Source organism: Metabacillus indicus LMG 22858, assembly GCF_000708755.2.
GTDB lineage: Bacteria > Bacillota > Bacilli > Bacillales > Bacillaceae > Bacillus_P > Bacillus_P indicus.
Genome location: NZ_JGVU02000007.1, coordinates 1 through 15,341, shown reverse-complemented (window position 1 = coordinate 15,341; position 15,341 = coordinate 1). Strand labels below are relative to the sequence as shown.

13 protein-coding genes and 1 rRNA gene are annotated in these 15,341 nt (G+C 46.5%); 10 read left to right on the top strand and 4 right to left on the bottom strand.

What is annotated here, in order from left to right; genetic code table 11:
* On the top strand, window positions 1-897 hold the full coding sequence (locus AZ46_RS17480) for an ABC transporter permease (protein WP_029285976.1): 897 nt from the start codon (window positions 1-3) through the stop codon (window positions 895-897).
* 379 nt (window positions 898-1,276) lie between these two features.
* Window positions 1,277-1,834, top strand: coding sequence for a YdhK family protein (locus AZ46_RS17470; protein ID WP_029285979.1), 558 nt, complete (start codon window positions 1,277-1,279; stop codon window positions 1,832-1,834).
* Window positions 1,835-1,873: 39 nt separating this feature from the next.
* Here AZ46_RS17470 and AZ46_RS17465 read toward each other — a convergent pair whose 3' ends face one another.
* The 3 genes from AZ46_RS17465 to AZ46_RS17455 form a co-directional block, all read right to left on the bottom strand.
* Complete coding sequence (locus AZ46_RS17465) at window positions 1,874-2,956, bottom strand: aromatic acid exporter family protein (protein ID WP_029285981.1); 1,083 nt, start codon at window positions 2,954-2,956, stop codon at window positions 1,874-1,876.
* Window positions 2,957-3,201: 245 nt separating this feature from the next.
* A complete protein-coding gene (locus tag AZ46_RS17460; RefSeq protein WP_029285983.1) occupies window positions 3,202-7,674 on the bottom strand; it encodes a glutamate synthase-related protein in 4,473 nt (1,490 codons plus the stop codon).
* A 313-nt stretch (window positions 7,675-7,987) separates the two neighbouring features.
* A complete protein-coding gene (locus AZ46_RS17455) occupies window positions 7,988-9,283 on the bottom strand; it encodes a glutamate-1-semialdehyde 2,1-aminomutase (RefSeq protein WP_029285985.1) in 1,296 nt (431 codons plus the stop codon).
* Window positions 9,284-9,399: 116 nt separating this feature from the next.
* Between AZ46_RS17455 and modA the strand changes: the two genes are divergently transcribed.
* The 6 genes from modA (at window position 9,400) to perR (ending at window position 13,497) form a co-directional block, all read left to right on the top strand.
* Complete coding sequence (modA, locus tag AZ46_RS17450; RefSeq protein WP_029285987.1) at window positions 9,400-10,170, top strand: molybdate ABC transporter substrate-binding protein; 771 nt, start codon at window positions 9,400-9,402, stop codon at window positions 10,168-10,170.
* Window positions 10,160-10,819 (top strand): molybdate ABC transporter permease subunit, encoded by a 660-nt coding sequence (gene modB, locus AZ46_RS17445; RefSeq protein ID WP_029285989.1) that lies wholly within the window; start codon window positions 10,160-10,162, stop codon window positions 10,817-10,819. Before modA ends, modB begins: the two co-directional genes overlap by 11 nt.
* A gap of 80 nt (window positions 10,820-10,899) precedes the next feature.
* Window positions 10,900-11,304, top strand: coding sequence for an ion channel (locus AZ46_RS17440; protein ID WP_029285991.1), 405 nt, complete (start codon window positions 10,900-10,902; stop codon window positions 11,302-11,304).
* Window positions 11,305-11,367: 63 nt separating this feature from the next.
* A complete protein-coding gene (gene bcp, locus AZ46_RS17435; RefSeq protein ID WP_029285993.1) occupies window positions 11,368-11,835 on the top strand; it encodes a thioredoxin-dependent thiol peroxidase in 468 nt (155 codons plus the stop codon).
* Window positions 11,836-11,989: 154 nt separating this feature from the next.
* The gene (locus tag AZ46_RS17430; RefSeq protein ID WP_029285995.1) at window positions 11,990-12,943 is read left to right on the top strand and encodes a D-2-hydroxyacid dehydrogenase; all 954 of its coding nucleotides are present in this window, start codon (window positions 11,990-11,992) and stop codon (window positions 12,941-12,943) included.
* Between the two features lie 116 nt (window positions 12,944-13,059).
* Entirely contained in the window at window positions 13,060-13,497 is a 438-nt protein-coding gene (gene perR, locus AZ46_RS17425) for a peroxide-responsive transcriptional repressor PerR (protein WP_029285997.1), read from the top strand.
* Window positions 13,498-13,590: 93 nt separating this feature from the next.
* On the opposite strand, the gene AZ46_RS17420 is transcribed toward perR, so the two are convergent.
* On the bottom strand, window positions 13,591-13,944 hold the full coding sequence (locus AZ46_RS17420; protein WP_029285999.1) for a YgzB family protein: 354 nt from the start codon (window positions 13,942-13,944) through the stop codon (window positions 13,591-13,593).
* Window positions 13,945-14,147: 203 nt separating this feature from the next.
* On the opposite strand from AZ46_RS17420, the gene AZ46_RS17415 reads away from it, so the two are divergent.
* Entirely contained in the window at window positions 14,148-15,020 is an 873-nt protein-coding gene (locus AZ46_RS17415; RefSeq protein ID WP_029286001.1) for a nucleotidyltransferase-like protein, read from the top strand.
* 244 nt (window positions 15,021-15,264) lie between these two features.
* Window positions 15,265-15,341, top strand: a 16S ribosomal RNA gene (locus AZ46_RS17410); the annotation flags it as partial.

The window sequence follows — 15,341 nt, the reverse complement described above, 5'->3', positions numbered from 1 at the left end:
ATGTCACTGCCGGCACTTCAAGAAGAAAAGACAGCCATCATCAAACAGGAAAAGGTCATCACCCCTTTTCAGCAGAAACTCCGTTTGTTTCTGCAAAATAAACTCGCGATCGCTGGAAGTGTTCTCGTTTTATTCTTTGTCTTCATTGCAATAGCTGCTCCGCTCATCGCATCGCAGGGCATCGATGAACAGGAACTCTCTAAGCGCCTGCTTCCTCCGTCATCCGAGCACTGGTTCGGAACAGATGACTTCGGGAGGGATATTTTCTCAAGGGTATTGTTCGGGGCGCGAATTTCCCTTTGGGTAGGATTTTTCTCCGTTCTTGGATCCGCTCTAATTGGGACGCTGCTTGGAATCCTTGCCGGTTACTACGGCCGCGTCATCGACAGCATTATTTCAAGGCTGTTTGACATCATGCTCGCGTTCCCAAGCATCCTGCTTGCCATCGCAATCGTAGCAATTCTTGGGCCATCTCTTCAAAACGCCCTGATCGCCATCGCCGTCATCAACATTCCGAACTTCGGAAGACTGATCCGGGCAAAGGTACTCAGCGTAAAAGAAGAAGAGTATATCATGGCTGCAAAAGCACTTGGCACAAGTGATACCCGGATCCTGCTCGTGCACGTGCTGCCAAACAGTCTTTCGCCGATTATTGTACAAGCCTCCCTGGCCATCGCAACGGCCATCATCGAGGCGGCGGCCCTAGGCTTCCTCGGACTCGGAGCCCAGGCCCCGAATCCGGAGTGGGGGAAAATGCTCGCCGACTCCAAACAGTACCTGGTGCAGGCGCCATGGACGCTCTTCTTCCCGGGCCTTGCCATCATGCTGACAGTTCTCGGCTTTAACCTAATGGGTGACGGGCTGCGTGATGCGCTGGATCCTAAGGGGAAGCATTGAGGTGTAGTTTACTTGATTTAAAAGAAGGACGCAGACTCCGTCAGCGTTCTTTTTTTGTTCTTGATGGTTTTAAACTCTCAGGATAAGTGCCACCAAATCTCAGTTTGCTCTTTTTTAGGGTTCTGATCTCCTGGATAAGTGCCATCAACTTTCAGAATCCAAAGCTTGAGGGTTCTATAAGTGCCATCAAATCTCAGAATCCAAAGCTTGAGGGTTCTAAACACTGCTATAAGTGCCATCAATTCACAGAATCCAAAACTTGAGGGTTCCAAACTCTCCGATAAGTACCATCAATCCACAGATTCCTCTTTTTATATGCACACTTTCTGCACAAACTACCTTTAAAATGACATTAGACAATGACGAAAGGATGTTAGAGATGAAAAGATCTATGATGCTTGCTCTTGCTGCAGCTTTTTCACTGACGGTTGCGGGGTGTGCGAATGAAAATGAAGGGCAGAAGAAGGAAGAGTCTTCTGAGCATGCCGGTCACGAGGGCATGAACCACTCAGGTTCAGGCGAGTTGCCTGAGGGGTTGAAGGAAGCTGAGAATCCTAAGTTTGAAAAAGGAAGCAAAGCGGTCATGAATGCTGATCACATGGAAGGCATGGACGGTGCGGAAGCGACCATTGCGGGTGCGTTTGAAACAACTGTCTATACGGTCTCTTATACTCCGGAAGGCGGGGGAGACCCAGTCACAGACCATAAATGGGTCATACACGAAGAAATTAAAGATGCATCTGAAGAGCCATACAAAGAAGGAGACAAGGTGACACTTGCAGCCGATCATATGGAAGGCATGGAAGGAGCAGAGGCCACGATTGACTCAGCAGAAGAAACGACTGTCTACATGGTCGACTTTGTACCTGCAGACGGCGGCGAAGAAGTGAAAAATCACAAGTGGGTGACAGAAAGCGAGCTTACTGCCGCTGAATAACAAAAAAGGACTGAACGATTTCCGTTCAGTCCTTTGTGTTTAGCTAGGTTCTTCCTGCTCCGATATCTGAAGTTCATTCTCTTCTTTGTGATAGCTGTGGAAGCTGTTGATCAGCGTATCAAGGTGCTCAAGCTGTTCGCTGTAATCAATGATGACGGCGATAAGCGGCAGAAGGTGGTAGAAGCACTCCTGGTCAATGCAGTTTCCTTTAAAATCCATGAATGTATCAACAAGCTCCTGTTTATTGAACTGCCCTTCTTTAATAAACTCAACCGGTGCCTCGGGCTTAATTTTTCCGATGAATTTCAGCAGACTTCGTTCGTGAAAATCAACGAGATAGTCCAGCTCATTTGCAAGAATGCTCTGGAATTCCTCCGGCAGGTGATGGAGTTCGTTTTCCAGGCGGTGCAGCTTTTTCAGGGTATCAAGCGATCTGTTGGTGGTCACCAGCATTTGTCTGAAAAGCACCAGCTTGCGTGATTTTGCATAAATATTGCGTTTGAAATAGGCGCGTTCTTCCTTATACATGAGATAAAGCTGATCAAGCTTCATCATTTTTTCTTTCAGTCTTTCAATATCTGTTTTAAGCTCAGTATATTCCGACACCTGTCTCGTGTTAAAACGGATCCACTTAATGATTTCTTCTGTATTATCCACAATTCGGTAATACAGCTTAGTTTCATATTTTGGCGGAATGAAAATCAGATTCACGATGAATGCTGACAGGACGCCGAGGAGAACCGTTCCGAAGCGGATCAGGGCAAACTCGATGAAATCTTCGCCGGGACTCTCCAAAATAGCAATGACGGTCACGACTGAAACCGGAATTGTATTTTCAATCTTTATTCTTAAATTAATCGCAATGACGATAATGACAGTTAAACCGATAACAAACGGATGGGGACCGAAAATCAGCCCGAATAAAATGGCAAAGGCTGCTCCGATGACATTTGCCTGAACCTGCTCGATAACAGAAAGATAAGAGCGGTAAATGGTAGGCTGTATCGCAAAGATCGCGGCGATACCGGCAAAGGCTGGAGACGGTATGTTTAAAAGAGTGGCCAAAAACAGAGCCAGTGTAATGGCAATCCCCGTTTTGATAATGCGGGCACCAAGTTTCATTGGGTGTGTTTCTACATTCCCTTCTTTACTGATATGATAATGGACCTTATGACAGAAAAATCTGTCTGGTAAACAAGTAATGACTATACAATGTTAAAAGAAATTATTCAAGTTACTTTTTCCCGTTTTCGTGAAAAAAATAAGCCTTTTTTCAAAAGATTTTTATCCGGTACCACTTAGACCTATGCTGTTTGTGTAAAAAAAATAACACCCGCATAGCAGGTGTTATTTTTAATGTGCCCCAATCACTCAGTCGATACAGATGGATCCGCCTGTTCTTTAACTGGAACAAGCTGAATGAAGTGATCTCCGACTGTGTTCAGCAGTTGCTTGAGTTCATTTGCTTCATCATGCTGTCCGTGTTTTTCAAGTGATTCGATATAAGTTGTCAGAAGCTCTGTCACGTCGGATTTGCCTTTGGCATTCAGAGATGAGATCTCGATTTTGGCGCCTTTGGCCACACGGCGCTCAAGCGCCTGTTTTGTTAAGCCGAGCTCAGGCTGGTGTCTGACGTACACGACGCCGCCGGTCATGCCTGCACAGATCCATGGACCAGGATCGCCGAGGACAAGTCCGCGTCCGTTCGTCATATACTCAAATGCAAATCCTTTTATGTTGGCATTTACCCCGATATTGCCCTTTTCCTCTGCCGGGATTGGCTTTGTGATTTTCCCCCCGATGATCATGTCGGCACCTGATAAGCGGATGCCTGCACGTGCATCTGCATTCCCCTGAACGAGAAGGAGGCCGCTTTGTGCGCCGTAACCGAAGCCTTTTCCGACAGAACCGTTGTAATAGTGTCCGTCTGCTCCTTTTGATTTGAAGACCTGAATCGTGCCGCCAAAGGACGTTTTACCCGTGCCGTCCTGGGCGCCGCCTTCTACGCGGATATTGATGCCGCTTGAGTTGTAGGCGCCAAGTCCGTTGCCCGGAATGGAACCTTCTTTGTAGTGCAGCTCAATGTCATCAAGTTTGCGGTATGAACCGTCAAGACGTCCGCGGACCCTGTGACAGGAAACGCGGCTTCCAAGAATTCGCTGCTCGGATGTAACGCTTGAGAATTCTCTTGAGCTGTGAAGTTCGCTTTCGTCATAGTCAAGGTACTCTGCTCCCGCAGCAACGGCAAGACGCTTGCTTTCAAGGCTTGCTGCCACTTCTTTATGTGAGAGGTTCTGGATTTCAAGCGTCTCAAGAAGAAGGGACAGGTCCATTTCATCCTTGCCTCGAGTCTGTTCAAGAAGATCAGAGCGTCCGACAAGGTCCTGAAGATTTGTAAAGCCAAGGGAAGCAGTCAATGTCTGGAGCTCTGAACCGAACGCGCTGAACAGGTTCACAAGCCCTTCTACAGACGGGTCGTACTTTCTTGGAACAAATCGGCGAAGACCATGTTCTTTCGCCTGTGCTTCTGATTCAATCTGTGTCGCAATTCCTACATGGCATGTATCCAAGTGACAGCCGCGGCATGTTGTACAGCCGATGGCAATCATTGAAAGGGTGCCGAAGCCGACGCGGTTGGCGCCAAGCAGCATGACCTTCATGACGTCCATCGCACTCTTGATGCCGCCGTCTGCCCAAAGCTCCACTTTTTCGCGGAGACCGGCTTCAAGCAGGGCGTTGTGCGCCGCCTTTACCCCAATCTCAACAGGAAGACCTACGTGCTGAAGGGCATGAATACGCGCTGCACCTGTTCCGCCGTCAAATCCGCTGAGTGTGATGATGTCAGCGCCGGCTTTTGCGATTCCCACTGTGATTGTTCCGATATTTGGAACAACAGGAACCTTTACAGAAACCTTCGCCTGATCGTTGGCTGTTTTCAGCTCTGAAATCATCTGCGCCAAATCTTCGATCGAATAGATGTCATGGTTGTTTGACGGTGAAATAAGGTCAGAACCGATTGTAGCATTCCGTGATTCAGCAATTTTTGCTGTTACTTTTGAACCTGGAAGATGTCCGCCTTCACCAGGCTTTGCCCCCTGGCCAATCTTGATTTCAAGCAGGTTTGACGAGTTCAGAAGCTCGGCGTTTACGCCAAAGCGTCCGGACGCAATCTGCTGGCCGCGGGTGCGCGGATATTTCCCGAGCATATCTTTAATCTCGCCGCCCTCACCGTTTAAGCTCACCATGTTCAGCTGCTCCGCCGCTTCTGCATATGCGCGGAAAGCAACCTCGTTTTGAGACCCGAATGACATTGAAGCGATGACAAACGGAAGGCTGTGATCGCCGATGCCAATATTGACTTTATCTTTAGGGACAGAAGTCTTTCCTTTTTTCAGATCTGTCAGATGGCGGATCGTAATCGGATTGCTTTCTTCCTGTTCCGTCAGCTTTTCGCGGTAGCCTTCGTAATCTCCTGATTTCGCGACATCGCCGATTGCTTTCCAGATACGCGGGAAGATGTGGAACGTTTTGCTCGGACGTGCTTTTTCATTTTCAAAATCACTGCTTCGTTCTACAGCATCTGCCTTCATGCTTTCAAAATTGAATTTCAAAGAAGGAGAGCCAAGGAAGTTGACGATGTTCAGTTCTTTTTCAATTTCCTCATTTAAGCCGATGGAAGAGAAGAGTCTGCCGTAACCGCGCAGCTCATGAATTCCGATGGTCGAAATGACTTTTTCAAGTCCTTTGTTTAATGATTCATACAGATTGACCGCAGGCTTCGCAGAGTCTTCTTCAGCAACCGTAGCAAACAGAATGTACGGGCTGATCAGGTTCGCACCGAGACCGTAAGCCACCATAATGTCATGCAGCGATCTGACCGCACCGGTGCGGAGAAGGATCGAACAGTTTCTGCGCAGGCTTTCCTTTACAAGGGCCTGATCAATCACGGATGTCACCAAATGAGGATCAATCCAGAGCTTGCCGTTCTGATGGGCTTCTCTGTCATCAAGGACAAGCAGGACAGCGCCGTCATTTACGGCATGAATGGCTTCAAGCTTCAGACGGTTAAGAGCGTCTTTAAGCGTTTCCTCTTCTGTGTACACCGCTGAAAGCACATGGAGCTGCTTTTCTTTTGAAAAATAGTCAATGACTTCTTCATATGGCAGCTGGTCAATCTGCTCAGAAGCCATAATGCCGAGCTTGCCTTCAAGCAGAAGCGGTGACGGCAGTTCAATCATCGCCGTTTTGTCATGCTGCTCCGTCAGAGAAGGACGTTTGCCGACAACCGAGCGGATTGAAAAGTGTTCGGATTCGCGGTCCCGGTCAATCGCAGGGTTTGTAACAACCGCAACACTTTCTTTAATGAAGTCTGCGATGTTTTTTCGGTCCGGATGGATGGCTGCTAGCGGTCCGTCGTGTCCAAGTGAGCGAATTGGCTCAGCGCCTTTTTCAGCCATCTGCTCAAGCAGCTGGATGTGCTCGCGGTCCCAGCCGAATGCTGCATAATGCCCGTTGTGTACCTTGAAAATAGGTGAAGCAGAGCATTTGCCTTTGCTGACAGGGTGCAGAAGCCGTTCTCTGTATCCGTCCACATCAAGTCTGCTTGAGAAACGCTTGTAGACTTCTTCCTGGAGGGATGGATATTCAAACAGTTCCATCTCGTCTTCTTTCCACTTAAGGCCAAGTTTTTCTCCTGGTCCAAGCGGCTTTGGTTCGCCCGCATAAAGGGAGTTCGGAATGATTCCCGGCTCTGATGCGAAAATATAGGAAGAAACAGATTCAACTTTCCAAAGCGGTCTGAGGCCGAGTGCATCAACACTGAAGACAGCTTCATCGGCAAATCTTGAAATAATGCCCGCAGGTCCCTGTGCAAAGTGTCCCCACGCCTCGCGGATATACGTATACAAATCCTTCAGGTGATCAGGATAAGCTTTGATTTCATTAATAATAGGAGGGAACAGGACGTCAAGTGCTTCAAAGAGGCTGTATCCTTCTCTTGCAACAAGCGTTTCAATCGTTCTGTTCAGATCCTGGGAATCACTGCCTCCGTCTGTAAGCGGGACATCCATGATTCTTGCTTCATCGCGAAGCTTGGCAATCGTATTGATTTCTCCGTTGTGGCCTAGCAGGCTGAATGGCTGCACGCGAAAAAAAGTAGAAAGCGTATTCGTAGAATACCTGTTATGGCCAAGAGTCATCGTTGATGCTGCAAGCGGGTTTGCAAGGTCATGATAGAACTTCGGAAGAACATCTCCTGCTCCCATTACTTTGTAGACGGCTGCATGCTGGCTGAGCGATGCCACATGCACATGATGATTTTTCTCGATTTGAATGGTTAGTTCAAAGAGATCCTTATTAAGGGAATCAGGGTTTCCAGCAGGAATCACGGCAAATTGCCAAAAGAGAGGTTCTTCTTGTAAAGCGATGGGTCCAAGTGCAGATGAAGTTGTTACTTTGTCAGATTCAAATAGAAGTTCGAAGTTTTTATCAGAAAGAAGCTGCCTGATTTCTTTTTTTAGTGTATCCGGGTTTTCGTTTTTGGATAGGAACAGGTGTCCGACGATGAAATCTCCGCGTTCGGCTAGCGCCGGGTCAAGGCCTGCATTCTCAAGCTTTTCCTTCCAAAGAGCTCTTGGAATGTCGATGTGGATGCCGACTCCGTCACCTTCGCCATTGATGAAACCTGCACGATGGTTCATCGTCACGAGGGCATCAATACAGAGGTCGATATTTTCTTTTGTCGGGACTTTACGTTTCTCAATGATGGACACAATGCCGCAAGCGTCATGCTCTGCGTTGTGAAAGTCCTTAAACTTACTTGGGCTCCAGTTTTCTCTCATAAAAGCGGCTTGAAAGGGGAATTCGTTTCCCGCTTATAGCCTTCACCTCCCGGGTAAAATATGAATCTATCATGTAAAAACATAGATTTCTTTGTGAGATTTAATAACAAAATTTTCAGAAATGTAATACTTATCATATCATTTAGATTATGAAAATTCAATTATTTATACATTTTTTTGGAGGAGGCATACATGCCAGAAAAATTTAAATATTCATACAAAACGCTTAACGGCTTATTTGTAAACGTTTTCAAACACGTTCAAAAAAAGAAAAAAACAGGGAATAAAATCCCTGTTTGAATAAATTGTATATTTATACAGTCTTTAATTGTCTGAATGACCGCTCCACCGCTGCAAGTGTCTGTGCGATGTCTTCTTCCGTGTGAGCTGTAGTGAGGAACCACGCTTCATATTTGGACGGGGCAAGGTTGATGCCTTCATGAAGCATCAGCTTGAAGAACCTGGCGAACATTTCACCGTCCGTCTTTTCAGCCTGATCATAGTTCACTACTTTCTCAGTCGTAAAGTAGATGGTAAGGGCTCCTTTTAAGCGGTTCATCGTAATCGGGATACCGTGGGTTTCTGCATGCTTCCCGATGCCTTCTTCAAGCATCTGGCCAAGTTTGTCCAGCTTTTCATAGACTCCTTCTTCCTTCAGAACTTCAAGACAGGCAATGCCGGACAGAATGGACGCCGGGTTTCCGGCCATGGTTCCCGCCTGGTAAGCAGGTCCGAGCGGGGCAACCTGGTCCATAATCTCTTTTTTGCCTCCGTATGCACCGATTGGAAGACCTCCGCCGATAATTTTGCCGAGGGCAGTGAGGTCAGGGGTGATGCCGAGCAGATCCTGCGCTCCGCCGTACATGAAGCGGAAAGCTGTAATGACTTCATCATAGATGACTAGTGCTCCTGCATCGTGTGTCAGGTCGTTCACTGCTTGAAGGAATCCCGGAAGCGGCTCAACGATCCCGAAGTTGCCGACGATCGGCTCAACAAGCACAGCGGCGATTTGATCTCCCCATTTATCTAACGCTTCTTTAAAAGGTTCGATATCATTAAATGGTACTGTGATGACTTCATTTGCAATGCTTTTCGGCACGCCTGCTGAATCGGGGGTGCCGAGAGTGGAAGGACCGGATCCTGCTGCAACAAGCACAAGATCGGAATGTCCGTGATAGCAGCCTGCGAATTTGATGATTTTGTCGCGTCCTGTATAAGCACGGGCTACACGGATGGTCGTCATGACCGCTTCTGTACCTGAGTTGACAAATCGGACCTTGTCCATGCCCGGCATGGCTTCTTTCAGCATTTTTGCAAATTTCACTTCATGCGGAGTCGGAGTTCCGTAAAGGACGCCGTCCTCTGCCGCTTTTTGAATCGCTTTTGTAATATGAGGATGGGCATGTCCTGTGATGATCGGCCCGTACGCAGCAAGATAATCAATGTATTTGTTGCCGTCCACATCCCAGAAATAAGCTCCGTTCGCTCTCTCCATTACAACCGGCGATCCTCCGCCAACCGCTTTATAGGAACGGGAAGGGCTGTTCACCCCGCCGACAATATGTTCTAATGCTTCTGAATGAAGCTGTTCAGATTTTGTGAAATTCATAGAATCCTCCTGAAAAATAAGTCTGCTGTCTATTCTAGCACGTTTAAATAAGATGAAAAACGTCAGATGACACTAGTATAATAGAAATAATGAACCTATGAAAAGGATGGGCACCTGTGCGCAAAAACTATCTCTTGATTTTATTATGCCTTGTTCTTGCTGCCTGCGGGGGACAGGCACCCCCCGAAAAGAAAACCGTGCTGCTGATTTCGGCTGCAGCGAGCCTGAAGGAATCCCTGCAGGAGGTAATAGAACAGTTTGAAAAGGAAAATCCTTCTATTGAAGTACAAATGAACTTCGGCTCAACCGGTTCCCTTCAGAAACAGATCGAACAGGGTGCTCCCGCAGACCTGCTGATATCTGCATCTAAACCATTTTTCACAGAGCTGAGCAAAAAAGGATACATAAGCCCTTCCCTGCAAATGGACTATCTGGGAAATGAACTTGTTATGGTTACAGCCAAGGAGGACATGGAAATGAAGGATTTGCCCGAGGCAGGAAAAATATCAATCGGCATTCCTGAAACCGTACCGGCGGGAGCGTATGCAAAAGAAGCCCTTGAATATCACGGGATATGGGACATGGTGGAAGCAAAAACCGTCTTTGCTAAGGATGTCAGGCAGGTTCTTTCATATGTAGAGACAGGTAACGTCGATGCGGGAATTGTCTACAGGACAGATGCCATGCAGTCCCAAAAAGTGAAGCAGGAAAGCATCGATCCTGAATCCTATGGCGACATTGTCTATCCGGCAGGTGTTCTGGAGAGAACGAGGCACCAAAAAGAAGCAGAAGCTTTTTATGAATACTTAAAAACAGACAGGGCAAAGCAGGTATTTAAAAAGTACGGATTTGCGGTTTTGCCTGCAGGTGACGAACATGTGGACTGATGCAAGCGGACCGGTCCTGCTGTCTGTCCAGGTTGCGGTGATTTCCACGATCTTTGTGGCTGCATCCGGGATACTCGCTGGGAGACTGATGGCGAGAGCCTCGTTCAAGGGGAAGACGCTCCTTGAAACCATCCTGATGCTCCCTCTTGTCCTTCCGCCTACCGTTGTCGGCTTTTTGCTGATTGTCGCATTCGGTGTGAACAGTCCGGCAGGCAGGCTAATTGAAGGGGTCACGGGATCCCCGCTTATTTTTACAGTGTGGGCTGCTGTCATCGCTGCAGGAGTGGTCTCTTTTCCCCTTATGTATCAGGCGGCAAAGCTCGGTTTTCAGATGGTGGACAGGGAGATCGAGGATGCATCCAAGGTGGACGGGGCAGGAGGGATGCAGACGTTTATGCACATTACCCTGCCTCTTGCTGTTCCGTCTCTTATAACCGGAGTGGTCCTTTCTTTTACAAGAGCCCTGGGGGAATTTGGGGCGAGTCTGATGTTTGCGGGAAATATACCGGGTCAGACCCAGACGGCGGCAACGGCCATTTATGTCGCGATGGATTCAGGTGATATGAACCTTGCCTGGCTTTTAACGGGTGTGCTGGTCCTCTTGTCTTTCACCCTGTTATTCTTCGTGCAGATGCTGAAGAGGCCGTAATTTTTCAGACAGGCCGAATAAACAAAGCCTTCCTGTATATATTGTATCATTACCTGTTTTGGACATGGGGTGCTGCATACATGGGAGGGCTTTTTGCGGTAGCTGTAACGCTGTGCCTGCTGATGAGCTTCAACATTTTCATCCGGACGTTTTCGAGAAAAAACTTTCTCTCCATTGATACACTGCTGATCGTGATCTTTCTATATCTTTCGATTTTGATCGGTTTTAGCATGATGTACCTGATCCTTGACGCAAGCGGTTTTGAGGTGCTGGTGGATAACGGTGTTATTTTGGAAGGAACGTATCTTGAACGGCTGCATACATGCTTATATTTCAGTGCGGTGACCCTGTTTTCCCTCGGATACGGGGATGTTGTGCCCATCGGGTTCGGCCGCCTGCTCGCCGTGCTTGAGGCGCTGATCGGTTATGTGCTTCCGGCGGTGTTTGTGGCAAGAACCGTTTGGGGCATGGATAAAGTGTCATAAGTTGTATCCTGCCGCTGAATTGGGTAGTCTTTAAGTAAACCTATTTTAGCGGAGGATGATACGATGACAATCGAAGCCGGCCAAATGGCTCCTGATTTTGAACTGACAGCAGATAACGGGCAAAAAGTGAAGCTGTCTGACTTTAGAGGGAAAAACGTAGTCCTTTATTTTTATCCAAAAGACATGACGCCTGGCTGCACGACTCAGGCCTGCGATTTCAGAGACCAGCACAAAAGCTTTGAAGAAGTGGATGCCGTCATACTTGGTGTAAGCACGGATCCTCAGAGCCGTCATGAAAAATTCAAAGAGAAATACGATCTACCGTTTCTCCTTCTTGTGGATGAAGAACATGAGGCAGCAGAAAAATTCGGAGTGTGGAAGCTTAAGAAGAACTTCGGCAAAGAATACATGGGAATCGAGCGCTCCACTTTCATCATCAACAAAGACGGCGAAATCGCCAAAGAATGGAGAAAAGTGAAAGTGAAGGGACATGTAGAAGAAGCGCTGCAGTATATAAAAGAAAATATGTGAACATGAGGCAAACGTCCAGACAGAACCATTCATCCGTGAGTATGCTGTATGGAAGGCATAACCTCCTCATTCGTTAGCGCATTGTACGTGCAGGAATTCAGATTCCTGCACGCTTTTTATTTTTGGTAAACTAACAAAAAAAGGGGGAGAAACAGTGAACGTATTTTCTACAGTAAAATTGCCACTACATATGAAAAAAGACCTATTAAACGTATTTCCTGAAGCGCAGTTCAGCTTTGACAATAAAATAGAAGAAGCTGGAGATGAACTGCACAATGCGGAAGTGATTTTAACCTACGGGGAAGATTTAACGGCTGAAATCATTGAAGAGGCGTCGTCCCTGAAATGGATCATGGTCGCATCTGCCGGAATGGACAGAATGCCGTTTGAAGCATTGCGTGATAAAAAAATTCTTGTAACAAATGCTAAAGGTGTACATAAGATCCCGATGGCTGAATATACACTATCAATGATGCTGCAAATCTCAAGAGACGCCGCCAAACTCTCTGAAAATCAGCAGAGACGAAAGTGGGACCGGAGAGTCGTGATGAATGAAATTCACGGAAAGACCCTTTTTGTTCTGGGAGCGGGAGCGATCGGCACGGAAATAGCGAGGCTTGCTAAGGCTTTTGGCATGACGGCAGTCGGAATGAACCGCTCCGGCAAGTCTGTTGAATTTTTTGACGAGATTCTGACGTTTGAGGAGATGCACCGTGGTCTTCAGGAAGCGGATTTTGCGGTATCGGTCCTTCCGAGCACAGGAGAGACAAGGCATATCCTGAACCTAGAAGCTTTCAGGCAGATGAAGAAGGAAGCGGTTTTTATCAACATCGGGCGCGGGGATGCCGTTGTGGAAACGGATTTGATCACAGCCCTTAATGAAGGTTCCCTGAAGCATGCTGTGCTGGATGTATTTGAAGAAGAGCCTCTTAGAGAAGATCATCCTTTCTGGGAAATGGAGAAGGTAACGGTAACCCCTCATTTATCTGGAATTACGAAGAACTACCTGCCAAGGGCAATGGAGATTTTCAAGCGGAACTTAAGGCGATACCTGGACAGGGACCCGTCAGCTTTTGAAAACCCGGTCGATTTAGAGAAGGAATACTGAGCCATCTTTTAAAGGAATTCCCGGGGCATCTGATTGACAAAAGTCCCAGGCACACTGTACACTAATTATAAATATTATAAAGTAAGAATGTTTTTCAGAAAAGAGGTGCATAGCGGATGTCAGAACATCAGTTAAAAGAAGCCCTTGACACGCTGAAGCAGACTGGAGTAAGAATCACACCCCAGCGGCATGCCATTTTAGAATATCTTATCCAATCAATGACTCACCCTACGGCAGATGATATTTATAAATCCCTCGAAAGCAAATTTCCGAACATGAGCGTTGCGACTGTCTACAACAACCTTCGTGTCTTCAGAGAAGTTGGCCTTGTGAAGGAGCTTACCTACGGAGATGCCTCAAGCAGATTTGATTTCGTAACAACAGAGCACTACCACGTGATCTGCGAAAAATGCGGCAAGATCGTAGATTTTCATTATCCGGGACTGGACGAGGTAGAACACCTTGCTTCTCACGTGACAGGCTTTAAAGTAAGCCACCACCGTATGGAAATATACGGCGTGTGCGGAACTTGCGAAAAGAGAGAGACTCATTAATCGAACTGAATGCTGCAAGCGGCATTCAGTTTTTTCTTTCTATACGAATAAAAGCGGAGGGCTGTCGCTCTCCGCTTTTGTGTGTAAATCTTTTTATTCCACTGTCTTCCGGTTGTATTTTTCGTCAAAGTCTTTGCCTTCCAAGTTCGGATCAAGCGTCAGCGGTTCATTGCAGTACATGCACATGTCCACCCTTCCGAGAATCTTCGTGGTCTTCCCGCAGGACGGGCAAGTGACCTGGACGGCTTTAGTGGAAAGCATGCCGATCCAGAAATAAACAACCGTGCTTCCTACTATTGATAATAATCCGAGCATCATGAAGATGGTCATGATAATCGGAGATGTTCTAAAGAAGATGCCGATATACATAATGAAAAAGCCAATAAAGATGAGACTGAGCGCGAACGTGCGGATTTTGTTGATCTTGCTTGAATATTTCAGTGCCATTATTCCGACCTCCTAATTACCAATATAGCACAAATGTAAGGGATTTCGGACAACTTACCTGAAGCTTTTGACGAGAAAATATCAGAAAACGATAGATTCTCTTTCTTCCTTCCCTTATAATTTTGAAGTGCTGAATGCAAAAGGAGTTTTTTCGCCTTTGTAGAATTGTGATATATAGTCATAAATATAATGGGGGAATACCAATGGAAAATCTTCTCCGTCCTATTTATCAAGAAAGAGCGAGCCATCCGGATACGCTTGCAATCGTCATGATTGAAAAAAGAAACCAGACATCACCGCTTACTGATAATTTGGATGTCGCGCTGCTTGTCATCGTGAAAGAGGCGAAGCAGCCTGTTTTTATTAAACACTATGAATTTGACGGACAAAAGGCTTCTCTTACGATTGTTTCAGATCAGCAGGTGCAGGAGTGGATCCTGCTTGGAACAAACCGGAGAATGGTCGACTGGATCCTGAACGGAAAAGTATTATTTGACCGCAATGAGTATTTAGGCGAGCTTGTAGACCGCCTGAAAGTATTTCCGTTCTCAGAGCGCAGGCTGAAAATCGGCCTTGAATACGGCAAGCTGATCAGAAGGTATCTGGAAGGAAAGGTCTTCTTTGAATCAAGACAATTTCTTGATGCCTACAATCATATCGTCCATGCTCTTCATCATCTGGCAAGACTTGAAGTCATCGACCGCGGATTTTATCCCGAAGTAACGGTATGGAACCAGGTGCGCCAAATGGAGCCGCAGGTGTACAAGCTCTACAAAGAACTGGTCGAAAGTGAAGAATCTCTAGAAAAAAGACTTGAGCTGCTGTTTTTGGCGAGTGATTTTCTTATCCATTCCAAGTCGGAAATCGGAGCGGGGCATCTTCTTGGCATTCTTTCAGAGAAAGAAGTATGGCTGTATGCCGATCTGATGGAGCATCCGGAAGCGCGCTATTATTCAGTTGATTTAAGTGTTTTACTTGAGTTTCTTGTTGATAAAGAATTCGTTGAAGTCGTGAAGATTGAAACGAAGGGACAAAGAATTTTCCATCGCGGATATTCTGTTACAAAAAAGTATTGACTTTGATATTTTACGGTGATATATTAATAAGCGTCGCTGCTGAAGCAAGTTCACTTTTGACGGCGCAGACAGCGACTTCTCATAAAAAAACTTCTTAAAATAGTTGTTGACACTGAGTTAACGAAATGATATATTAAGAAGGTCGCTTCAAGAGCGAAAATGATCTTTGAAAACTAAACAAAACCAAAAGCGTACCAAACGTTTTAAATTTTTTAAGTCAGCAACATTTATGAGTCACAAATTTTCTTCGGAGAGTTTGATCCTGGCTCAGGACGAACGCTGGCGGCGTGCCTAATACATGCAAGTCGAGCGGATCTCTTC

What these genes read in the sequence shown, in the direction of transcription:
- AZ46_RS17420 (WP_029285999.1), bottom strand. Translation starts at nt 13,944, where the DNA reads ATGGCACTGAAATATTCAAGCAAGATCAACAAAATCCGCACGTTCGCG.
- AZ46_RS17460 (WP_029285983.1), bottom strand. Translation starts at nt 7,674, where the DNA reads ATGAGAGAAAACTGGAGCCCAAGTAAGTTTAAGGACTTTCACAACGCA.
- modB (WP_029285989.1), top strand. Translation starts at nt 10,160, where the DNA reads ATGTGGACTGATGCAAGCGGACCGGTCCTGCTGTCTGTCCAGGTTGCG.
- bcp (WP_029285993.1), top strand. Translation starts at nt 11,368, where the DNA reads ATGACAATCGAAGCCGGCCAAATGGCTCCTGATTTTGAACTGACAGCA.
- AZ46_RS17465 (WP_029285981.1), bottom strand. Translation starts at nt 2,956, where the DNA reads ATGAAACTTGGTGCCCGCATTATCAAAACGGGGATTGCCATTACACTG.
- AZ46_RS17480 (WP_029285976.1), top strand. Translation starts at nt 1, where the DNA reads ATGTCACTGCCGGCACTTCAAGAAGAAAAGACAGCCATCATCAAACAG.
- AZ46_RS17470 (WP_029285979.1), top strand. Translation starts at nt 1,277, where the DNA reads ATGAAAAGATCTATGATGCTTGCTCTTGCTGCAGCTTTTTCACTGACG.
- AZ46_RS17440 (WP_029285991.1), top strand. Translation starts at nt 10,900, where the DNA reads ATGGGAGGGCTTTTTGCGGTAGCTGTAACGCTGTGCCTGCTGATGAGC.
- AZ46_RS17455 (WP_029285985.1), bottom strand. Translation starts at nt 9,283, where the DNA reads ATGAATTTCACAAAATCTGAACAGCTTCATTCAGAAGCATTAGAACAT.
- perR (WP_029285997.1), top strand. Translation starts at nt 13,060, where the DNA reads ATGTCAGAACATCAGTTAAAAGAAGCCCTTGACACGCTGAAGCAGACT.
- AZ46_RS17415 (WP_029286001.1), top strand. Translation starts at nt 14,148, where the DNA reads ATGGAAAATCTTCTCCGTCCTATTTATCAAGAAAGAGCGAGCCATCCG.